19 protein-coding genes, 9 tRNA genes and 1 rRNA gene (1 of these 29 only partly in view) are annotated in these 21,654 nt (G+C 48.8%); 6 read left to right on the top strand and 23 right to left on the bottom strand.

Features of this window, described 5'->3' with window-relative positions; translation table 11 throughout:
- The first annotated feature begins 389 nt into the window (after positions 1–389).
- Entirely contained in the window at positions 390–1,241 is an 852-nt protein-coding gene (locus PJDR2_RS05230) for a lipase family protein (RefSeq protein ID WP_265525103.1), read from the top strand.
- A 39-nt stretch (positions 1,242–1,280) separates the two neighbouring features.
- Here the strand turns inward: PJDR2_RS05230 and PJDR2_RS05225 are convergent, their stop codons facing one another.
- The 6 genes from PJDR2_RS05225 to efeO all read right to left on the bottom strand — a co-directional run bounded on the left by PJDR2_RS05225 (position 1,281) and on the right by efeO (position 7,888).
- Positions 1,281–1,985: a hypothetical protein gene (locus tag PJDR2_RS05225; RefSeq protein ID WP_015842626.1), complete on the bottom strand. Its 705-nt coding sequence runs from the start codon at positions 1,983–1,985 to the stop codon at positions 1,281–1,283.
- 69 nt (positions 1,986–2,054) lie between these two features.
- Complete coding sequence (locus PJDR2_RS05220; protein WP_015842625.1) at positions 2,055–3,527, bottom strand: glycoside hydrolase family 26 protein; 1,473 nt, start codon at positions 3,525–3,527, stop codon at positions 2,055–2,057.
- A gap of 105 nt (positions 3,528–3,632) precedes the next feature.
- Positions 3,633–3,845, bottom strand: a complete 213-nt coding sequence (locus tag PJDR2_RS05215) for a hypothetical protein (protein WP_015842624.1) — start codon at positions 3,843–3,845, stop codon at positions 3,633–3,635.
- Positions 3,846–3,888: 43 nt separating this feature from the next.
- Complete coding sequence (locus tag PJDR2_RS05210) at positions 3,889–5,712, bottom strand: FTR1 family iron permease (RefSeq protein WP_015842623.1); 1,824 nt, start codon at positions 5,710–5,712, stop codon at positions 3,889–3,891.
- A gap of 18 nt (positions 5,713–5,730) precedes the next feature.
- Positions 5,731–7,020, bottom strand: a complete 1,290-nt coding sequence (efeB, locus tag PJDR2_RS05205) for an iron uptake transporter deferrochelatase/peroxidase subunit (protein ID WP_015842622.1) — start codon at positions 7,018–7,020, stop codon at positions 5,731–5,733.
- A gap of 4 nt (positions 7,021–7,024) precedes the next feature.
- Positions 7,025–7,888: an iron uptake system protein EfeO gene (efeO, locus tag PJDR2_RS05200; RefSeq protein WP_015842621.1), complete on the bottom strand. Its 864-nt coding sequence runs from the start codon at positions 7,886–7,888 to the stop codon at positions 7,025–7,027.
- A gap of 241 nt (positions 7,889–8,129) precedes the next feature.
- Between efeO and PJDR2_RS05195 the strand changes: the two genes are divergently transcribed.
- Positions 8,130–9,002 (top strand): SDR family oxidoreductase, encoded by an 873-nt coding sequence (locus PJDR2_RS05195; protein WP_015842620.1) that lies wholly within the window; start codon positions 8,130–8,132, stop codon positions 9,000–9,002.
- A 25-nt stretch (positions 9,003–9,027) separates the two neighbouring features.
- On the opposite strand, the gene PJDR2_RS05190 is transcribed toward PJDR2_RS05195, so the two are convergent.
- On the bottom strand, positions 9,028–9,594 hold the full coding sequence (locus PJDR2_RS05190) for a hypothetical protein (RefSeq protein ID WP_015842619.1): 567 nt from the start codon (positions 9,592–9,594) through the stop codon (positions 9,028–9,030).
- Between the two features lie 330 nt (positions 9,595–9,924).
- Here PJDR2_RS05190 and PJDR2_RS05185 point away from each other — a divergent pair, with 330 nt between their 5' ends.
- The 3 genes from PJDR2_RS05185 (at position 9,925) to PJDR2_RS05175 (ending at position 11,904) form a co-directional block, all read left to right on the top strand.
- A complete protein-coding gene (locus PJDR2_RS05185) occupies positions 9,925–10,635 on the top strand; it encodes a hypothetical protein (protein ID WP_015842618.1) in 711 nt (236 codons plus the stop codon).
- Positions 10,636–10,659: 24 nt separating this feature from the next.
- Positions 10,660–11,592 carry a hypothetical protein gene (locus PJDR2_RS05180; RefSeq protein ID WP_015842617.1) on the top strand — a complete coding sequence of 311 codons (933 nt, stop codon included), beginning with the start codon at positions 10,660–10,662 and terminating at the stop codon, positions 11,590–11,592.
- A gap of 75 nt (positions 11,593–11,667) precedes the next feature.
- Positions 11,668–11,904 carry an NHLP leader peptide family RiPP precursor gene (locus PJDR2_RS05175; RefSeq protein ID WP_015842616.1) on the top strand — a complete coding sequence of 79 codons (237 nt, stop codon included), beginning with the start codon at positions 11,668–11,670 and terminating at the stop codon, positions 11,902–11,904.
- A gap of 49 nt (positions 11,905–11,953) precedes the next feature.
- Here PJDR2_RS05175 and PJDR2_RS05170 read toward each other — a convergent pair whose 3' ends face one another.
- The 5 genes from PJDR2_RS05170 to PJDR2_RS05150 all read right to left on the bottom strand — a co-directional run bounded on the left by PJDR2_RS05170 (position 11,954) and on the right by PJDR2_RS05150 (position 17,209).
- Positions 11,954–13,834, bottom strand: coding sequence for a sensor histidine kinase (locus tag PJDR2_RS05170; protein ID WP_015842615.1), 1,881 nt, complete (start codon positions 13,832–13,834; stop codon positions 11,954–11,956).
- A gap of 140 nt (positions 13,835–13,974) precedes the next feature.
- Positions 13,975–14,709 (bottom strand): metallophosphoesterase, encoded by a 735-nt coding sequence (locus PJDR2_RS05165; protein WP_015842614.1) that lies wholly within the window; start codon positions 14,707–14,709, stop codon positions 13,975–13,977.
- A gap of 172 nt (positions 14,710–14,881) precedes the next feature.
- Positions 14,882–15,472 carry a ribonuclease H-like YkuK family protein gene (locus tag PJDR2_RS05160; protein WP_041613967.1) on the bottom strand — a complete coding sequence of 197 codons (591 nt, stop codon included), beginning with the start codon at positions 15,470–15,472 and terminating at the stop codon, positions 14,882–14,884.
- A gap of 202 nt (positions 15,473–15,674) precedes the next feature.
- On the bottom strand, positions 15,675–15,950 hold the full coding sequence (locus tag PJDR2_RS05155) for a YqkE family protein (protein ID WP_015842612.1): 276 nt from the start codon (positions 15,948–15,950) through the stop codon (positions 15,675–15,677).
- Between the two features lie 20 nt (positions 15,951–15,970).
- The gene (locus PJDR2_RS05150; RefSeq protein WP_015842611.1) at positions 15,971–17,209 is read right to left on the bottom strand and encodes an aminopeptidase; all 1,239 of its coding nucleotides are present in this window, start codon (positions 17,207–17,209) and stop codon (positions 15,971–15,973) included.
- Between the two features lie 187 nt (positions 17,210–17,396).
- On the opposite strand from PJDR2_RS05150, the gene PJDR2_RS33400 reads away from it, so the two are divergent.
- A complete protein-coding gene (locus tag PJDR2_RS33400) occupies positions 17,397–17,894 on the top strand; it encodes an SEC-C metal-binding domain-containing protein (protein ID WP_015842610.1) in 498 nt (165 codons plus the stop codon).
- 61 nt (positions 17,895–17,955) lie between these two features.
- On the opposite strand, the gene PJDR2_RS05140 is transcribed toward PJDR2_RS33400, so the two are convergent.
- The 11 genes from PJDR2_RS05140 to PJDR2_RS05090 all read right to left on the bottom strand — a co-directional run.
- Entirely contained in the window at positions 17,956–18,945 is a 990-nt protein-coding gene (locus tag PJDR2_RS05140; protein ID WP_015842609.1) for a Gfo/Idh/MocA family protein, read from the bottom strand.
- 103 nt (positions 18,946–19,048) lie between these two features.
- Positions 19,049–19,125, bottom strand: a tRNA-Pro gene (locus tag PJDR2_RS05135).
- A 17-nt stretch (positions 19,126–19,142) separates the two neighbouring features.
- Positions 19,143–19,219: transfer RNA gene (locus PJDR2_RS05130), tRNA-Arg, on the bottom strand.
- A 10-nt stretch (positions 19,220–19,229) separates the two neighbouring features.
- Positions 19,230–19,304 (bottom strand) — tRNA-Gly (locus tag PJDR2_RS05125).
- A gap of 3 nt (positions 19,305–19,307) precedes the next feature.
- Positions 19,308–19,394, bottom strand: a tRNA-Leu gene (locus tag PJDR2_RS05120).
- Between the two features lie 21 nt (positions 19,395–19,415).
- Positions 19,416–19,491, bottom strand: a tRNA-Thr gene (locus PJDR2_RS05115).
- Between the two features lie 17 nt (positions 19,492–19,508).
- A tRNA-Asp gene (locus tag PJDR2_RS05110) sits at positions 19,509–19,585 on the bottom strand.
- A 33-nt stretch (positions 19,586–19,618) separates the two neighbouring features.
- Positions 19,619–19,695, bottom strand: a tRNA-Met gene (locus tag PJDR2_RS05105).
- Between the two features lie 17 nt (positions 19,696–19,712).
- Positions 19,713–19,788, bottom strand: a tRNA-Val gene (locus PJDR2_RS05100).
- 15 nt (positions 19,789–19,803) lie between these two features.
- Positions 19,804–19,878, bottom strand: a tRNA-Glu gene (locus PJDR2_RS05095).
- A 59-nt stretch (positions 19,879–19,937) separates the two neighbouring features.
- A 23S ribosomal RNA gene (locus PJDR2_RS05090) occupies positions 19,938–21,654 on the bottom strand; it runs 1,215 nt beyond the window's last position.

Below are 21,654 nucleotides of genomic sequence, written 5' to 3'. Positions count from 1 at the left end.
AAAACGCAGCTCTCCCTGCAAGGGACGAGTGCGTTCTGCTCGTGGTTCCACCCTAATTCCATCACGCGCGTTACCGGCGCGATGATGCTCATTGGAATCCGGTAACGGGGATCAGTCGGTTACGTGTACTACCGCAAATCGTTTGCGGGTTCCAGGTGACGGCTGCAAAGCGGTAATCCCGATCTTTTACCGAAGAAGCTTTCAGCCGGGGCTTCTCTCTCTGGGCGGATCTAGGGAAGGAGATCATGTCTTTGGTCATTGCCTTCGTATGAAATTGTTATCATGTTACAATGTTTTATTTCAAAAAGTCAAGAGGAATCAGTTCCCCATACAAGCGCCCAGACATAGTATACATAACCAGCCCAAGATAAGAGCGGAGGGATCCGTATATGGCAAGAACAACGAGAAGGTCCAATGCAAATACGACAACGGCGTTGCCAAGGCCTATGAGACAAGGTCAACCTCAGCAATTCGATCTCCGTATCGCCCTATTTCTTGCCGGTATTGCTGGACAGACTTACTCACAATTCGAGAATAAGGACGGCCTTTTCCTTGTCCCCCGAGGGTATGAATTAGTGGGGGATTTCTCAGCCAAAGCTTATGATGATACCGAAGAACGCTTTGGCTTTGTTCTGCAATCGGACCGTTCTTCCGTTCTGGCCTTCCGGGGCTCCGGTTCAGCCGTGGACTGGGTATCGGATTTTATCGCTCAACAGACGACTTACCGTCCTGTTAAAAATGCCGGCCAAACCCATAAAGGCTTTACCGACATTTATACATCAACCCGCTCGCAGGTGCTCGACTTGATCGCGCAGCTGCCGGTCGAAAAACCGTTATTTATTACCGGCCATAGTCTAGGCGGAGCGCTTGCCACCCTGGCTGCTCTCGATATCGCCGTCAATACGCCGTTTACGGCGCCAATCATATATACCTTTGGCGCTCCAAGGGTCGGGGATACGCGCTTCGTCAAGCTATATAACAATACGGTAGAGACGCATTGGCGTCTCCAGAACGAATACGATATCGTTCCCCATTTGCCGCCGCTTGTGTACCAGTCTCCGGATACGAAGAAGACGTATTTCTATATGCATGTCAAAGGCGAGGTCAAACGCGGATTCCGGATGGGCTCGGTTTCCGGCAATCATATCCTAAGCAGCTATTTTGCCGACCTATGCGGCGAGGAGCCGCAGTTCGCCGAAGCGATTTGCTCCGAGCCGCCCGGCTGGTGCCCGCTGACTTAAACAAAAAACTCCGCGAAGCTGCGGAGTTTTTTAGCGTTTTCAGGTCCAGGATTGAAGGAGCCAGTCCCGTACCCGATTAATGGTTTTATCCAGATTACATACCGAATTCTGATCCACATAAGGTGTCTGATGACAGAAATAATGAGCATGTCCGCCGATTAACGGAATTCCTTCCACAATAGACGGAGAATATTTGAACCGGTTCCAGCGAGGCACGGATGCCCCTTCTGCCGACCATCCTCCCCAAGTGCCAATCCTGCTGATCGGATCGCTGAGTTTTCCTTCCGTATCAACGGAATGAAGAAAGCATACTTTATCCCGCAGCTCCGGATGAATCGGAATACGAGGCGAACCCACCTGAACAATCCGGAAGTTCCGGTTCAGACGCTGCTGATGCAGCATTTTCCCCGCCTGGTAAGCTGCCGCCCCTCCTCCGCTATGACCGATAAAAAGGATTGGCTCCTCCTCGTTTTTCATCGTTTCCTTCACTTGCCGGAATGCCGCTCGCCCGCCAATCCGGCCAATGGACAAGCGGTTGGTAAGATCCGTGCCGACTTCAACAATTTGCCGGTACAGATTACGGCTGACATCTCCATACGGGTGCAAAATATGAATGATTGGCTCGCGGCCATCCGCCCGAAATATCCGGTCAAGCTGATTCCTGCATTCATCGAAATAGCCTTTGGTAGTAGCAACGCCAGCCAGCAGGTAAATCCGTATTGGTGAGCCGCTGATCGCTGTCATGATTCATCCCTCCGTTCATGCTGTGTTAATGGAATTGTGTACTTTCATTATGCGGGGGGATAAGCGGTTTCATTCCTCCATGTAGATGTGAATTCCATTCCAGCTGATCTGGTAGCCAAGCTCCTTGGCTGCCATAACAAGGGGCAGAGCTTTAATATCCCTCCATAACGGGGTGATACCGTTCAATTTGTATCCGCTCCATATTTTATGCGGAATGAACGAAACCCGCGCCACTCTTGGTATTCCGCTGTCCCATCGGATCAATTGGACCTTCCCGTCCTCCATCGTCTCCGCATCCGTTTGAAGGATCCGGCTGAAGAAATCCTCGTCCACATACAGCTCTCCGTCAAGCTCGAATATATGACCGCGGTAAGTGAACGGCTGATTTACGGTTGCAGATCCTCCGTTATCGGCTAAACGGCTCAAATAATAAGAACCAGCCGTCGCCTGTCTATAAGCTTCAATGATCTTAGGCTCATTCGTGATGGAATAATCATTAATACGCCGTACCTCATTATATTCTGCAAGATTGTTAACATCGAAATAAAATACAGCCTTAACCCTTGGATAAAGCCCGGGAAGGCTGGAATACAGACGATTGATTTTCGCAATGGCAAATGCGTTATCCTTTACCCCGTCTGTCACCGTATAGTGAGTCGCACCGTATTCGGACAACTGAATCGGCTTTGTCCTGCTGAACCGGTTATACACATAATCAATCATCTGAAGCGGATCTTCGAAATCCGACGGCTGCTTGATATCTCCGTTGTGATATCTTACGTTATAGACGTTGATTCCCACCCAATCTACATAATTATCACCCGGGTAATAGGCATCAATCGGACGCTCCGGCACATTCAGAACGGTCCAGACCATGGCAATTTTCGGAGCGGTTTTCTCGAATATATCATGAACCATTCTCCACGTCTTTATATATAGCTCCGGGTCTCCGCTGTAATTCGTCCAGGTTCCGTTCATTTCGGATGCAAAACGCAGAAAGATTGGCACATCGGCCTTGCGAGCCGCTTCGGCAAATCTCCGCAGGTAAGCATCGTCCTTCACCATGGCCAGTCCGTCATTAGGCTCCCAGGCAATATGAGGAAAAGCTCCCGCTTCTTTTACTTCGGACACCCACTCGGCCGGGAATGGCTCTCCATAACCGACATATTTAAAAAAACTGGCATGCTGCTTCCCTGCTAAGTTATTGAACTCCGTCATGCTGTTATGGATGGTTGAGTTCTGAAGCACATACGCGCCCAGATAGGCTCCGGACACCGGTTCGGCTTTACCCAGCCGATAATTCGGATGCGAGGATGAGACATGAATGGTCCACTCCGAATAACGCGCCTCTTCCACCTGAAAGGCAGCCGCGTACGCGCTTGAATTAGCAAGCGGATTCTGTTTTCTAGCAGCGCTTTCTGCTCCTTCCAGCATGACAATGAGAGCGCAAACGAGCATCAGGCCGGGCAGCTTGCGGCGATGCGTTAACCAATAACTCAGCAGGGGAACCTCCTCCTCTTCTCTATTCCAAGGATGAGGCAAAGAGGCGGCATTTATACGTATTTCGGCGGGGATATCGCAATGAAAAAAGGCTGCCTTTAACTAGTCCCGAATAGACTAGTTAAAGACAGCCCCTGCATGTTTTTATTAAACACCCATTTTTTTGCGCTGGTTGTTTACTTTCTTCGTATTCTGGCTCTTCATAGCCTGCGTAGAAGTCGATTGATGCTTCTGACCGGCTGCTCCGTTTTGCCCTTGCTTCTTCTGAGCAAGAAGCTGCTTCGCGCGTTCAGCTTGTGTAAGCGGCTTGGCTTGCGCTGGCGCCTCAGCTTGAACCTCATTATGTTCATTGGCGGACATATGATCACCTCACTTTAATGTACTCAGCATATCAAGTGAAACGTCAATCGGCAAGCCCCCTGGCCGGGACTTTGCGAAGTTGCACAATTCCGATTCTTGTTAATATAACCGCCAGCACGAACAGCTGAGGTATCGTCGTCTCCCACGTCGGGTATACGCCCAGGAAACCAATGGTGGCAAGCGATTCCGAGGAATGCGCCGGAAGCCATGAAGCTACCTGAAGCGAATGAATGCTTTCCCCGAGGAAACGGACTACCAGGTAATAGATTAGAGCCGAAGCCGTAAGGAAAAACGGCCGGATCGGCAGCTTCGCGCTAAATCGGATGATCGCAAAGCCGATAATCAGGAGCAGGAGGAATGTGACTCCAATTCCGAGGATCATCTGAACAGGATCGATAGAGCCTGCCATTCCGATATAAAAGATTGTCGTCTCTGCGCCTTCCCGCAAAATAGCGAGACCCGAGACGATAAATAGGGACCACAAGCTTCCCTTGGCGAGCGCATTACCCATCCGGTCATCGATAAATTTGTTCCAGGCCTGCAGATTCGATTTCTTATGCAGCCAGTTGCCTACCGAAAGCATCAGAAGCACGGATACAAGTCCCGTAATCCCCTCCATCGCTTCCCGTGCGCTGCCCGCGGTTGCTTCCGCAATGACTGTTGTTAACAGAACAGCCAACGCGATGCTTAATAGCAATCCCGTCCAAACGCCCGACCATACCCAAACATTTTTGGACTGATTGTCCGTGCGTTTCAAATAAGCAAGCAATGCCGCCAGAACAAGAATCGCTTCAAGTCCTTCCCTGAGCAAAATCATTCCGGCATCCCATGCCGTATATTTAGCATCCGACGTCATCGGCTCGAGTTGACTGCGGATCTCTTCAATAACCGCTTCCGCCTTATCCGGCGCCGGGGTTCTGGCCAGCAGGTATTTGGACACATCGGTCATCTTGATCTCGATGTTCTGATAAGCGGCGGCGGACCGGATAGATACCTGGCCCTCAACAGCAGGCCAGCTGCCGATGAAGGATTGCATCTGACCGTTTGCTTCAGCATAATGGTTCGCTGCAATATCCTTCGAAGCCTGATTTAATATCGCGATTAAGTCCGCAATGGTCATTTCTTCGGTATCCGTGCTTGCCGCTGCGATCTTCCCGTCTTTATAGTCATTGATAAGAGCAATCAGGTTTGTTGTATAAGTCTTGGCATCTTCGGCACGAGGCGGTTCAGCCTGCAGCGCAATCCGGATCATGCTCATGCTCGTCTCAAGCTTGCCATACACGGTAAAATTCTCGCTGCGGATCGATTGCTCAATCGGCGGCCAACCGTCATTGATTTGCTTGTAAGCGGCATTCGCTTGCTCCCATTGCCCAGCCTCAATGCCGCTGAGCAGCTTCTCCGCCAGAGGCAGCAGGCTTGCTGCAGCGTCTTTCCCGGATAGCGCCGGCACCTCGGCTGCTTTCTCGCTCTTCACAAACGCATTAACGGCTTTCGCCAGTGCCGATAGAGCGGCCTTCGCCTCATCCGGCTTATCTGCCGCCTGATCCAGCGCTTCCGTGGCGTGAGCAATGGCGGAGGATACATCGGCAGAGTCTGCCTTCGCCCCGGTCTTTAGCTGCTCCCAGCTTTCACCCGCCTGCCGGATATGATCCTTGGCATCCTGCCAATCTCCTTCGCCCGCCGCGGCAAGAGCGCCGCCAACAAGAGGCAGCAGCTTGCCCAGCTGTTCGGACGACGACGCTTCGGCAGCATAAGCGGTGTTGTTGAAGCTAATCGTTGAAACTGCGGCAGACGTCCCGATCCATACCGCAATTAGTAGCAGCAATACCCGGGAGATTAAAGCTTTTGGTTGTTGTTGTCCAGCCATATCAAGTCATTCTCCCTTCTACAATAACGTATCGCCGATATAGCCGCCTTCGCGTACGCCAGGGAAGCAGGCAAATACGGCGCTGCCGTTGTGAACGATATATTCATTCAAGGCATCCATCTGTCCAAGCTTCTGCTGCATCGGTATAAACTGCTTTCTTGTATCGCGGTTATAACAAATAAATAAGAGTCCGGCATCAAACTGTCCGGTGCGGTTATCCATGCCGCTTGAATAGGAATAAGAACGGCGCAGGATTTTGACCGACCCATTCCCCCGTGCAAGCGCAACGTGGGAATTTACAGGGATAAGCGGCTTCCCTTTCTCATCCTTCTTGGCGAGGTCCACGGAATCAAATTCGTTCTTGGAACCGATAGGCGCACCGCTGTCGCGATGACGGCCAAATGTCGCTTCCTGATCGCCAAGGGTTGAACGGTCCCATACTTCTACCCGAATCCGGATGCGGCGGACAACCATATAGCTGCCGCCTGCCATCCACGGCGTGCCATCTCCGCTCTGCGCCCATACGACGTCGTTCATCAACGCTTCGTCCTTCGTATCCGGATTGCCGGTACCGTCCTTAAAGCCCATCAGGTTGCGGGGAGTTGCTCCCTTAGGATCGGCGCCGCCCGTACGCTGGAAGCCTTCCTGCGTCCAGCGCAGCACCGCCTTGCCTCTTGCAATGCGGGCCAGATTGCGGATCGCATGGAAGGCAGTCTGCATGTCATTGGCATTCACCTGAACGCCAATGTCGCCCCCGCACCATTCCTCACGCAGCTCATCGCCGCCAAAGGCCGGCAAATCCACAAGCGCAGCCGGCCGTTTGGAGGCAAGACCAAATCTAGCGTCAAAGAAGGACGGTCCCACGCCGAACGTAATCGTTGTTTTTGAAGGATTCAGCCCGGCAGCTTCACCCGTGTCCGCAGGAGGAAGATTCAGATTATCGTTTACCTCTCCGATCATTTCGCCTCTTGCCATGGATGCGGAAGCTTCCGTCCATGCCTTGAACAGCTTTCGAACGTCATCAACCGATTTGGTAGTCAGATCAAAGGCAGCGAACATCAGAAAGTCCTGCGCCGGAGTCGTTATTCCGGCCTGATGCTTGCCGTAAAAGTCTATCCTGTCCTCGCTGCTCGGCTTGGCCGCGCCCGAGACTGTGCTGCCTTTTGCTCCGAATATCGCTCCAACGCCTGAAGCGCCAAGCAATAGCCCGGCGCCTCCAACCCCGGCCAGCCGCAAAATATCCCGGCGGCTGATCCGTTTCTCCAATATGCTGTCTCCAGCTTGGTTATTCTTGTTGTCTGTTGTCATCTCATTACGCTCCCAGAATCGTTCCCATTTGGGACAACGGTTCAGCTAATGCATCAAGCAGTTGGCTCAGCTTCTTGGTATCTTCTTCTTTCAGATCGGTATAAGAAACGTATCCGTCCCCGCTCTTATACGCTGCGAGTGCCTGCTCCAGGTTGTCAAAGCTTGTGCCGATTTGCGCTTCCAATTCAGCATCCTGTTTGTTCAGCTCAGCTTTCAGCAGCTCGTAGATTTTGTTCGCGCCTTCCACGTTAGCCGCAAAATCATACAGATCCGTATGCGAGTAACGTTCTTCCTCGCCGGTTACCTTCGAAGAGGATACTTCGTTCAGCAGCTCCACCGCTCCTGTTACGAGCAGGCTTGGTTCTACGTCTACCGTTTCGATCAAGGCACGGAGCGTCTTTGTATCGTCAAGTAGCTGGGAAGCATAATCTTCCGCACCGGCAGTTGAGTTGTTCACCCAAAGCGCCTGCTCAATGCGGTGGAAACCGCGCCAGTCTTTCTCCTCTACATCATTCTCGCGGGCATCGATGTTAGGATCCAGATCGCCAAGCGCTTCCGCGATAGGCTCGATTCTCTCGTAATACATCCGGGTTGGCGCATACAGCGACTTCGCCGTTTCTACATCGCCGGATTTCACCGCTTGAACAAATTTATCCGTTTCGGCAACCAGCTTATCGGTTTGATCGAGAGCATACTCGCGGTATTGGCCGGTAATCTCATCCCAGTTCTCAACCTTCGGAGCCGATTGCTCCGTGTTTGTTGTATTCGCGGCAGCCTCTTTAGCCTTATCCGCATCATTATTGTTCGAGCCGCAACCCGCAAATACGACTGCGCTTGCCAGCATTACCGCAGCTAACTTGATTTTCATGAATTATTAACCCCTCATCCAATTAATATATAATTCCGCAATGAACTACCAATGAGTATATTCACAATGATAATCATTGTCAATTAGCATTTTTAGTACTAAACATTTATTAGACACTTGTCGCATATAGACAGGCTTTCGCCTATTCCTCCGCCTCCGCTCATGCATAGTGTATAGCAGACCTTCCAACATCCCACACTAATAGACAAGAACGGATATCCAGAAAAGGAGGCTTTACCCTGTGTCACAGTCATCAAGCAATAAAACCGCGGTTTTCCCGCCTCAGCATCAGAATCAGCAGCCAGGTATAGAATCCGAAATGAACCCGCTTCCGGTCTATAAAACCGATCAATATAAAGCGGCAAACAAGCTTGAGAATAAAGCTGCCATTATTACCGGAGGAGACAGCGGCATCGGCCGTGCGGTAGCGGTTGCGTTCGCCCTCGAAGGCTGCGACGTAAGCATCGTGTACTACAATGAGCATGAAGACGCCAAGCTTGTTCAACAGGAGATCGAGCAAGCCGGAAGACGCTGCCTGTTAATTCCCGGAGATATCGGGGATGAAGCATTTTGCCGTAATGCCGTTGAGCAGACGGTGATGACCTTTGGCAAGCTGGATATTCTTGTTAATAACGCAGCCGAGCAGCATGTGCAGCAGCGGCTTGAAGATATTACGGCGAAGCAGCTTGAAAAGACGTTCCGGACTAACGTATTTGGCATGTTCTTTCTGACCAGAGCCGCCCTACCTCATATGAAGCAAGGCGCTTCCGTTATTAATACGGCATCGATCACCGCCTATAAAGGCAATCCGACCTTAATTGACTATTCCGCTACCAAAGGCGCCATCGTCTCTTTTACAAGAGCGCTTGCAACCAACCTGGCCGGACGCGGCATAAGGATCAACGGTATTGCTCCCGGTCCAATCTGGACTCCGCTTATCCCGTCGACCTTCGATGAGCAATCCGTATCCACCTTTGGATCCGATACGCCAATGAAACGGGCCGGACAGCCATATGAGCTTGCCCCGGCATATGTATATCTGGCTTCCCAGGATTCCAGCTATGTGACAGGCCAATTCATCCACATTAACGGCGGCGAGGTTGTAAACGGTTAAGTAAAGCAAAAACGCCTTGCGGCTATTACGCAAGGCGTTTTCCAATTTCCTCGTTTATGCATTTATCTAATAAGTCCTGCAGCCTGCCCTCGTACACAAGCTCCAGCTTTGGCGTATTTTCAAGATCCCCCGGCGTCACAAGGAACGAAGATTTATTAACAAGATCGACACCACTCTTCTCGAATACCGATGCCACAAATTCCGAGCAGAAGTAAGCATAATCTCTCTTAATGAGCCTTGTGTTAAACAGCAGGCCAATAACTCCGATCAGATTATATCGGTACAGCTCCCTATTCCGTTCCATCTCCGCAATAACGCCGCGCATCTTGGCGTATGCAGCCGGTTGTATCCGGCAGCGGTACAAGGCACAACTAGCTTCGGCAAATAACTGTCCGCGCATATTCTCCCTTACAAAGCCGGCGAAGAACGGATTCTGCGGGTTTTTCCGACCAAAGCTGTACACCTCATTCAACCCGCTGTCAAACGCGATCGAGGCATGATTAAGCGGATCCTTCGTAAACCATTTAATCGTTCTCGTAAATAAAGTTCCCGTGTCCGTTAAGACAACATAAACCTCCAACTCTCTTGTCATGCCCGACAACCTCCACATTAAAGAAGTAACGCTTCTCATTTAACTTTAATGCAGGAGCCATGGCTTCATTAACCTGCTGAGGTACAGTCCTATCCACGACCTTGGTCCTGTTCTGGAAAATTTACCTAGCCTTTCCCCTATCTTAATGGAATTATTAGTATTTCTCAATCAAAACTTAACAAATTGGCAGGAAAGTGTAAATTAGTTCACTGCTAGTCCTTTCGAATGATCAGGTGAGGAATTGGTACTAGATCCGTTTCTAGTAATCTCTTTTTATATGGTATAATAAGCCACATTACAGCTGGGATACAAAAGGAGATTTTGATACAAATGGAATTCAAAAAAGTGAATACGCCCCTCCGTCTCGTAGGTATTCAAAAGTACAAAAGCAAGGACGGCAGAACCTGGATCAAGTATCCTGGCGGCTCCAGAAAACCCTTAAAGAAAAGCGCGGTTATTTGGACAAGACTGCTGACCGTCATCGTCATCGTTGGTGTCATCGGATTTGCCGGTTACAAGATCGGGCTCCACTACTTATCCAATAAAATGATGAATGAGATGGCCGATCAAATCCTGACTACCGACGAAATCGATGCGTTTAAGAAGGATCCTGCCGTTCAGCAGATCATTGCCGATAACTCCAAATATTTTGATAAAAAGGCTGTCGAAACCCTCCAAGGCTCCATCACTACTGATGCAGGGACCGGCGGCAAAGCCGAAGGTACAAATACCGCAAAACCGGATAATTCAAGCTCGAACTCTGGCAGCAAGGCAAGCGGCGGCAAGGAAGATACAAAGCCGGCGGACAAGCCGTCCACAGGCGGCCAGCTTGTTGTGAAGAATAAGGATGAAGCGGCCCAGCTGCTGCTGAGCAAGTTCTCCATGAAGGAATTGACCGGACTCGCCGATAAAGCAAAGGACGGCCTGACGCCGGAAGAGAAGCAATCTATTAAAGATACTCTTCTCTCTAGGCTTTCTTCCGAGGAGTTCAACTCCGTCAAGATTGTTGCGTTGATGGAGATTATGAAGCGTGATGAATAGAGCTCGAAAATGGGGAGCCTGCAGATGAACTATTTTGATCCGTATCGTCAAGAGCTGCAGCTTGTGTTCTCGGAAGCCAAGCAGCGAATCGCTAATTTCCCCGAGCCGTTTAACGAAGCCGGGTTAGCATACCTCCGCAAGTTTGATGTCTTTGAGAGGGAGAGCTCCAAGAACTATATTTGTTATCTGCTCCCCTATTGGATTAATGAGTCTGCTTCGATTCCAATTGTTCAATGCCGGATGCTCTCATTATCCAATGTATTCAGCATGCTCTATTACTTCCTGCAGGACGACGTAATGGACGAGACTCCCGCTGCCTGGAAGGAACAGCTTGCTCTCGCCCATTTATGCCATTTCGAGATGGAAGCCATACTTCGGGAGCTGTTTGCTGCTAACTCTCCTTTCTGGGGCTATCGTCAGCACTATATGAACGAGTGGGCTTCAGCCGTTGTGCATGAAGACAAACATGATTACTTTATGACAGACATTGTGCAGGTCGCGAAAAAAGCTTCGCCCCTCAAGCTTGCAAGTACCGGTGTTCTGCTGCTAGCCGATCAGCCGGAGAAGATTGCTGATGTAGAAGAACTCGTTGACTATAGCCTTGTTCTTCTTCAAATGGCGGATGATCTGACGGACTGGGAGGATGACCTGAGCGAAGGGAATTATAATTGCCTGCTATCCATGATTCATGCCAAGCGCCAGTCAGATCACCCGCTTCAAGCGGAAGAGGCAGAATCTTATATCTATGACCGTAGTCTCATGACGGAGTACTGTGACCGCAGCAAGGAGGTTCTCGACATCCTAAACAACAGCCAGATTGGCATTTCAACGCTACTTTCATTCAGCCATTTCACCTATGAAGGTATAGCAGGCTTTACGAATCGGGTAGAGAACAAAAGAAGGACTTTACTATCAGGCGGATTTGATTATATTTTGTCGAATTTTCAGAAAAAATAGTATAATATAACCAATAATTATGCTATAATTCTATTACTCGAGTAGTATTTTATTAGCATAATTGGAGGGGTTAGTTTGTCGAATCAGATTACTAGGGATCAAATTATTCAAAAGGCTTGGGAAGACGATGCATTCAAGCAACAATTATTGAATGACCCTAAAGCGGCTATCAAAGATGCGTTTGGCGTAGAAATTCCAGATCAGATCGAAGTAACAGCCGTAGAAGAAACGCCAGATCACGCCTACCTGGTGATCCCGCCGAAACCCTCCGCATTAAAATCTGCATCTTCAGTAGAATTTCCATCTTGGTAATCGAAATCGCATAAAAAAACCACTCCTAATTGGGAGTGGTTTTACTATTTTACGCCGTCGGAAAGGTAACCGTAACTTCTGTCCCTATCCCTTTAATGCTCTTAAATACGATATCACCCTGCATCACTTCGATTATGCTGAAGGTAACCATAAGTCCGAGTCCAGTACCTTTAGACTTATTAGAGTAATAAGGCTCTCCCAGCTTAACAAGTTCCGCTTCCGTCATACCTTCCCCATTATCCTTTATACAAATGACAACCCTGTTTCCTTCCATATAACCGCTTATATCAATTCGGCCCTCGTTTTTCAAAGCCTCGATACTATTCTTGATCATATTAATAAAGGCTTGCTTGAATTTAGATGAGTTTCCATTAATCTGTAAATGATCGGGTATGTTTAATCTGATTTGCCCGCCTTGCATATTAGCCAGCGGAATTAGAATGGTACCTATATGCTTGAACTCATTGGCTATATTTAATACCGATACATGTTCAAGCTGAGGCTTGGCAAATGTCAGGAAGTCGGTAATAATTTCGGAAGCCCGGTCCAACTCATTGATTGCAAGTAGCATATAGTTTTTTTCTTTATTGCTGCCGCTTTTCTCTTCAAGAAGCTGCAAGAATCCCCGTGTAACCTGCAACGGATTTCGCACCTCATGTGCAACTGAAGCCGCAAGTTGACTAATCATATCCATCTTCTCTGAGCGCTGGAGTTCATTATTAAAAATCTCAAGCTGACGAGAGTACGTTACAACCTTTTCGAAGCCGATTACTATCTGCCTGCCAAGCATGACCACTAAAGTGAACACGAAGCATACAGTTCCCCATTTCCAATATACAAACTCATAGTTTTTTGACAGAGAATAATATTGAATAATATCGGCTACTGCAAACAATATAAAAAAGCTTAAACCTGCAGATAGAATAATTGCATCTCTATTCTTCTTAATGCTATGAACAACTAGAACACCAATGACTATGCTGCATCCGCCCAAAACTCCCAACACAAATAGTACTGTTGCAACCGAATAGTAAAGAGAGTAGAAGGCATTGTTGGTCATAATATTCAAGATTAAACCGATGGTAGATAAGATCATTGAACCTAAGGCATATATCTTGAAGATACGAATAATTGCAAACTTCCCTCTACCAAAGAATGTCTCCAAGAAGAAAAATAGAGCAGGTAGAAAGAGGTTAGACGATAGATCAAAACCTGTAGCATAAAGCCATCCATATTTTTCATTTACCATGTACAAAAATGGAGAGTAGAAAATTAACATGCAACCTATTGAAAAAATAATTAAACTAAGTGACTTCCAACCGGATACATGGATTCTTTTCAGAAAGATCATACAAATAAACATTAAAGCAGCTATGAAGATAAACGCTGTTCCAAGAATAATATTATCAACATCACTCATTAGCATCGTTCTATAGAGTTTAGAATATTCTCCAATAGCAAGGCCCGTAATTCCTATATTACCCGTATGATTTACCAAATGGATGTAAAGGGTTTCATTTGTAGAAGTACGTTCTATAGGGATTACAAACCGATTCACATCATAAGAATGGTTTCTTTTCGTCTCATAAACATTTTCCTCATTCAAATATGCAAATACATTTTGCGCGTAAGCTTTGGACACCAGAAGCCCTGCATGTGACTGAGTAATAACGGGCAAATCGACTTTTAGCCATAACGAACTTGTCCCTTTCGGCAACACCGGCTCCTTCTCGTTTTCCCTTACGGTAATCCAGCCATCGGCAGGCGGTATCTTGCTATCCTCATCATTCCCAGGATGGAGCTGCCACTCTGTAATTCGTATTTTCAACGCTGATTCATCTGTATTCGCAAAGGTGATTGTGGGGCTTATTGAAGTGATGACTATTATAGAAAATAGAATGAAAATCGTATACTTCAGAATGGCCTTCATCTTTACACCTCAAATATTGGAAAATAGTTCTTATTACTCATAAGTTCGACATTTTTCGATTATATCCTTCACCTTTCTCTTATATATTAAAAATCTTAAAAATAAAAGGAGCGGAATATCCTCTCCGCTCCAGGTTTTTACTATGATATCGCCGCTCTTCTTGCCGGTACCGAAAACGACCGTACCTCTTCGCCGATTATTTCAAGCGCGTTTAGCTGCAGGCCGCTTGCACAGCCGCCGTCGATTCCAATCTTGCCTTTACCGTACCAGACATCCGCTCTGCCATGCAGATCAACAGTCTTTGTATGGCCAAACACGACAACTTTGTTAACGACCGTATCCGATTTATGAAACGAATCCTTAATATATAAGAAATCCCTCTTCGGCTGTTCCTTCCAGTTCGGGTATTTCGGATTCAACCCCGCATGTACATAAATGAAATGCTTATCTTCGTAATAATAAGGAAGCTGTTCCAGGAAATCGGCGTGATAAGGATACCTCTCGAGAACCGTCTCTCTGAGCCTGTTCAGCAGATCCTCCTCGCTTCCCGTCATATCGCTGCCCTTCAGATAGCTGTACACGGTCTGACGGCCGCCATGGCGGAAGAATTTCTCCCTTGCCTCTTTGGTTTTGTTACGGACAATATCCACGAAGCGCTCGTCGTGATTGCCTTGAACCGCAATGGCACCATGCTCCCGGACCAGGCTTGCCGATTGTTCGACAACCAGCTTGCTGTCCGGTCCCTTGCTGACGAAATCTCCAAGCAAAATCAACTGATCTTTAACCGGCTCGTAGTTTACCCGCTCGAGCAGCCGGTTAAAAGCATCATAACAACCATGAATATCGCTAATGACTAGCGTCCTTTCCTTTCCCATGACATCCCATCCTTCCCCTATACGTATTTCATTCTACAGCTATCGAAAAAAAACCTTCCGAAACGGAAAAAAGCCGCAGGCCATAAGGCCTGCGGCTGATTAAGAACTTGTCCTGCTTTGGGTTAACCTAAACCGTATTCATTATCATATATAAAAAAAGAAACGCCGTCTATTACACAAGACCCTGGCGCTTTTTGAATCGGACAGGCTTCTTCGTATGGCGGTTGGCATAAGCCGATGCCGCGTATGAATCCGGCTTCACCCTTGCCAGATACGTTCCCATCCCTTTTACCCGGTCGATCATCTCTTCTACATAAAGCGATGTCTTATTAATTGTTGGTTCCGTACCTGCGTCGATATCGATAAACAAATCAAGCGAAGCTCCCTGGTATACAAATGGCAGCAGAACCTCTTCCATCCGCTGGATTGCGCCGTCCACGAAATAATAGGCAACCTCCTGGGACAATGCCGTCTCCATCGTAAGCTTCTCCTTCAGGGAGGTCAGCTCGCGCGGGACAACAACCTGCCTGTAACAAGCCCAAGCGCCTTTCCCCATCCGCCGGATAATGATGCCTGTTACGAACTTTGTATATCCGTTAAACCCCTGGCTGTCTGTCCCAATGACAAAATGATACGCCGCTCTTGGATCACTTGCCATAAAATTCAATATACGGTCATACACCTCATGAATCGTAAGCCTGCTCTCCGTCACGTTCTGGAACCTCAGCTCTTCCGGTAGCCTACCCAATTGATTTTTTCTCATCGTCGTCACCTGTACAATGTACATTTCAGCCCTTTCTTTCAGAGATCGCCTAAATCCCGCTCTTCTATACCATGCCTATGCGAAAGGAGTTGTATATTATTATTAATAGTTATATGATGACAAGCGCGATTCTGCCTTACCCAAAAAAAGAAAAGGCCCCTAAACCGCGATGTCTCGCGGCTTAGAGGCCCTTCTCTTGCCCTTATTTATATTTTCGCCAATCCTGCTTGCTGTTCTCCAGCAGATAGCCCATATCGCTCTCCAGACGCTTCTGTTCCTTCTTGCGAGCCTCTTCAGCCTCCGTCCGCGCTTTCTGCTTCCGCTGCTCCTCAGCCGCCTTCATCTCGTCAGATTGGGCTTTAAGCTTCTGCAGGACATCCGCGCTAAGCATATCCTTTAACGTTGTCCCCTGCTCCTGCTGAGGGCTTGTGTTCGCCCTATGGTTCGCGGCAGGTGCCGTTCTTTTCTTCTTCGCCATTTCATCCTCACCTACCGTTCTTAAAATGCCCAGTTCCCTTTGCGGAAGATCGGCACAATGGTTCCATCGGCTTTGATGCCGTCAATATCCATCTCAGCAGATCCAATCATAAAGTCAACATGCGTGATGCTTGCATTTACGCCATTCTCGGCCAGTTCTTCCGGGGACATTTGTTTGCCGCCGTCGATATTAAACGCATAACCGCTGCCAATCGCCAAGTGGTTCGATGCATTCTCGTCAAACAAAGTATTATAGAACAAAATATTCGATTGCGAAATCGGCGATTCATGCGGCACAAGCGCAACCTCGCCCAAGTAATGAGAGCCTTCGTCTGTATCAACAAGCCTTTGAAGAGTTTCCTGGCCTTGCTCTGCTTCTACCTTCACGATTCGGCCGGCTTCAAACGTAATTTTGAAGTTATCGATAATATTGCCGCCGTAGCTAAGTGGTTTTGTGCTCGAGACATAGCCGTTAACTTCCGTCTTTTGCGGCACCGTAAATACTTCCTCAGTTGGCATGTTTGCCATAAAGGAAACATGGTTCTGGTTCTCGCTGCCGGCCGCAACCCAAATATGCTTATCTGCCAGTCCAATTGTCATATCGGTCCCTGGAGCCGTATAATGCAGCTTTACAAAATGACTTTCATTCAGCGCCTGCGCTTTGGAATGAAGAGTCGTGTTATGCTCTTCCCATGCTTTCACCGGGTCTACGGAATGCAAACGAACCGCCTTGAAGATCGCTTCCCAAAGCTGGTTGACGGCTTCTTCCTCATTAACGTTCGGGAATACTTTAGAAGCCCAGGCTTTACCGGCCGCGGCTACAACGGTCCAGCTCACTTTATCGGATTGAACCGCTCTGCGGAATGCTTGCAGACCTTGGCCCGCAGCTTTTTGGAAGTTGGCAATTCGCTGCGAGTCAATGCCCGACAGCAGATCCGGGCTGGAAGAAACGATAGAGATAAATACGGCATTACGCTCAACGAAGGAATTCCGTTTGGCGGTCTCCCATTCCGGGAAACGGGTAAATACCTCATCGGCAGCTTTCTCGTATTTCAGGCGGGACAAACTGTCATCCGTCCAATCGACGTGCACATTGCTTGCCCCAGCCAAATAGGCCTGCTCCGCAACAAGTCGTACGAGGTCCGCTTGATCGACAGCCCCCGTAATGAATACCTCCTGGTTCTCTTGAACATTAACGCCTACCTTAACGATCAGTTCAGCGTATTTGGTCAGATTGCTTTCGAATGCAACGTTTGTCATCGCTCATTCACACCTTTCTAAATATGTATAATGACTATTCTTTGCTTCTTGTCCCGGGCCTATGAAAATAATTACCCGAGGGCGAAAAGAATGGAAAATGAAGGTTTTTCGTTTTTCCATACCTCTTTTTATGTTATTATATAGGAATGTACTCTTGCATAAAAGATTTTCGCACGAAGGAGCTCTTATGTCTAAACTAGGTAGAAATGAACAATGTCACTGCGGCAGCGGCTTGAAATATAAAAAGTGCTGCATGTCGAAGGACGAACAATCGGCTAGAACAAGCAAAGCCTCCAATGCAATTCGTCATTTTACAGAAGCTGAACTGGTTCACTTGGTTGACCACGAATCCACGTGGGCTAATCCGCAATATGCAGAACTGGCACATGAACTTATTGCTTCCATGAAACAGGATTACAAGCCTAATCATATCGCAATGGCGGTTATGATCTGGCATGATTTCACGAATATGACGAAACCATCGTATCGCAAATCCGGCGCATTCTGTGCCGCGTTGGAATATATGGTCTGCGAGGTTACCGAGTCCGGTAAGAGCAAGAACGAGCTTGCCGAGAAATATGAAGTATCCGCTGCTACGATTACTAAGCGTTATCAGGAGCTTTCCGGCTTCCTTATGCAGCAGCTGGAGCAAAACGAGCAAACCCCAGAAGCGGTTGCTCAATAATCGAACAGGCTGTTCTGGAGTTAATCATCCGGAACAGCCTGCTTTTTTATGAGCCCTGAGCCTAATTCTTGTCTGCAGGGTATACAAGCCCGATCTGGCGGCGTGTCTCATCCATAATCTCCATTACGGCCAGAGAGTTGGCATAGGAGTTAACCGGCGATTCAAGCTCGCCACGCTCAATTAGCTCGGCAAAAGCTTGAATCTCATATAGCATGGAATTGTCCGCTTGCGGTCTGCTGATGTTTTCTTCAGGACGCCCATCGCGGTATTGAATCCGAACGCTGGCCGGCTGACTGATTCTCTCGATAATCATATTGCCTTCTTCGCCTTGAATTTCAGCAGGCATATTCGAATTCGAGATCTTCGAATGCAGCAGGATCGCTTCCATGTCCCCGTAATTCAGGACCAAGCTGCCCTTGCCGTCCACACCGGAGTCCAACATAACCGCACTTGCTTTGACGCTGTCCGGCTTGCCAAACAGCACGACAAGCGGATATATGCAGTATGTACCGATATCCATTAGCGATCCGTTCGACAATTCCGGCTGAAAAGCATTCAATACTTCTCCTGCTTTGTATTTGTCATATCGAGAAGAATACTGACAGAACGAAGCAAAGAAAGTACGGACCTTGCCAATCTTGTGCAGGTTCTCGCGGATCGCGTCAAAGTTCGGCATTACGGTCGACTTCATGGCTTCCATCAGCAGTACCTTATTCTCCCGCGCTGCTTCAAACATCGCTTGCACTTCAGCAGCATTGGAAGCTAGCGGCTTCTCGCAAAGCACATGCTTCCCATTCTTCATAAAAGTAATCGCATACTCGGCATGCAGCGAATTCGGGCTTGCTATGTAAATCGCATCAATCAGATCGCTTTGCGCCATCGCTTCAAGATCCGTGAAGGTATGAGGAATGCCCTGTGCATCCGCATATGCCTTTGCACGCTCCTCCGTACGCGAGTACAACGCCGTCACTTCAACCTTATCTACCTGACGTGCAGCATTCAAAAACGTTTCCGTAATAAAGTTAGAGCCAATAATACCAATACGCAGCATAAGAACTCACCTCTTCATCCTTAAGTTATCCCAAACTGTCCATAAACTAAAAAAAGCCCGCCCCACGTACCAAGTACGTCTGCTGACTTCCAATGAATTGAAATGGTCGGGATGACACGATTTGAACATGCGACCCCCTGGTCCCAAACCAGGTGCTCTACCAAGCTGAGCTACATCCCGTTATTCAATTTAAAAAATGGCGCGGCCTAAGAGATTCGAACTCCTGACCTTTTGATTCGTAGTCAAACGCTCTATCCAGCTGAGCTAAGGCCGCAAAAAAAATATGGAGCGGAAGACGGGAATCGAACCCGCGACCCTCGCCTTGGCAAGGCGATGCTCTACCGCTGAGCCACTTCCGCATATGGTGCGGTCGAGAGGACTCGAACCTCCACGGCTGTTACACCACTAGAACCTGAATCTAGCGCGTCTGCCAATTCCGCCACGACCGCATGCATATTGTGTTGTAAAGATGGTGCCGGCGATAGGAGTCGAACCCACGACCTACTGATTACAAGTCAGTTGCTCTACCAACTGAGCTACACCGGCATAAAACTTTTTAAAAATGGCGGAGCTGACGGGATTCGAACCCGCGGTCTCCTGCGTGACAGGCAGGCATGTTAGGCCTCTACACCACAGCTCCACATTGTGTTTTCGGTTATTACCGAATTTTTTTTGGTTGCGGGGGCAGGATTTGAACCTGCGGCCTTCGGGTTATGAGCCCGACGAGCTACCGGGCTGCTCCACCCCGCGTCATTAAAAAACATATATGGTGGAGGCTGAGGGGATCGAACCCCCGACCCTCTGCTTGTAAGGCAGATGCTCTCCCAGCTGAGCTAAGCCTCCATACTTGGATTAAAATGGTGACCCGTAGGGGATTCGAACCCCTGTTACCTCCGTGAAAGGGAGGTGTCTTAACCCCTTGACCAACGGGCCTTGCATTCAAGATTTGTGCCTTGAAAACTGGATGCGAAAGTTTGAATTCCTTAAGTCTTTAGGATAAGCCCTCGACCGATTAGTATTCGTCAGCTCCACACATTGCTGTGCTTCCACCCCGAACCTATCAACCTCGTCGTCTTCAAGGGGTCTTACTAGTTGGGAAATCTCATCTTGAGGGGGGCTTCACGCTTAGATGCTTTCAGCGCTTATCCCGTCCGTACTTGGCTACCCAGCGGTGCTCCTGGCGGAACAACTGGTACACCAGCGGTACGTCCATCCCGGTCCTCTCGTACTAAGGACAGCTCCTCTCAAATTTCCTGCGCCCGCGACAGATAGGGACCGAACTGTCTCACGACGTTCTGAACCCAGCTCGCGTACCGCTTTAATGGGCGAACAGCCCAACCCTTGGGACCTACTTCAGCCCCAGGATGCGATGAGCCGACATCGAGGTGCCAAACCTCCCCGTCGATGTGGACTCTTGGGGGAGATAAGCCTGTTATCCCCAGGGTAGCTTTTATCCGTTGAGCGATGGCCCTTCCATTCGGTACCACCGGATCACTAAGCCCGACTTTCGTCCCTGCTCGACTTGTTGGTCTCGCAGTCAAGCTCCCTTATGCCTTTGCACTCTCCGAATGATTTCCAACCATTCTGAGGGAACCTTTGGGCGCCTCCGTTACATTTTAGGAGGCGACCGCCCCAGTCAAACTGCCCACCTGACACGGTCCCCGAACCAGTTTCATGGTTCCAGGTTAGAACTCCGATACGATCAGGGTGGTATCCCAACGTCGCCTCCACACAAGCTGGCGCTCATGCTTCTCAGGCTCCCACCTATCCTGTACAGATCGTACCAAAGTCCAATATCAAGCTGCAGTAAAGCTCCATGGGGTCTTTCCGTCTTGTCGCGGGTAACCTGCATCTTCACAGGTATTAAAATTTCACCGGATCTCTCGTTGAGACAGCGCCCAAGTCGTTACGCCATTCGTGCGGGTCAGAATTTACCTGACAAGGAATTTCGCTACCTTAGGACCGTTATAGTTACGGCCGCCGTTTACTGGGGCTTCGGTTCACAGCTTCGGGTTACCCCTAACCGCTCCCCTTAACCTTCCAGCACCGGGCAGGCGTCAGCCCGTATACTTCGCCTTACGGCTTCGCACAGACCTGTGTTTTTGCTAAACAGTCGCTTGGGCCTTTTCACTGCGGCCCCCTCGGGCTATTCACCCTACCGAGGCACCCCTTCTCCCGAAGTTACGGGGTCATTTTGCCGAGTTCCTTAACGAGAGTTCTTCCGCGCGCCTTAGCATGCTCTGCTCGCCTACCTGTGTCGGTTTGCGGTACGGGCACCTAGATCTAACTAGAGGCTTTTCTTGACAGCCGGAGTACATGACCTTCGCTACTGCAATTTTCGCTCCCCATCACAGCCTAGCTTACGCGAGTTGCGGATTTGCCTACAACTCTGCCTCACTGCTTGGACGGACTATTCCATCAGTCCGCGTCACTGCCCTTCTGTGTCACCCCATTGCTCAAACAATCTTCGGTGGTACAGGAATTTCAACCTGTTGTCCTTCCACTACGCCTTTCGGCCTCGCGTTAGGTCCCGACTTACCCTGAGTGGACGAGCCTTCCTCAGGAACCCTTAGGCTTTCGGCGGACAAGATTCTCACTTGTCTTTTCGTTACTCATACCGGCATTCTCACTTGTATGCTGTCCACCAGTCCTTACGGTCTGACTTCAACCTACATACAACGCTCCCCTACCCAAGACACAAACGTGTCA

The sequence above is a fragment of the Paenibacillus sp. JDR-2 genome (assembly GCF_000023585.1).
Lineage (GTDB): Bacteria > Bacillota > Bacilli > Paenibacillales > Paenibacillaceae > Pristimantibacillus.
The sequence above is the reverse complement of the archived record's forward strand: the minus strand, read 5'-3'. Positions and strand labels throughout refer to the sequence as shown.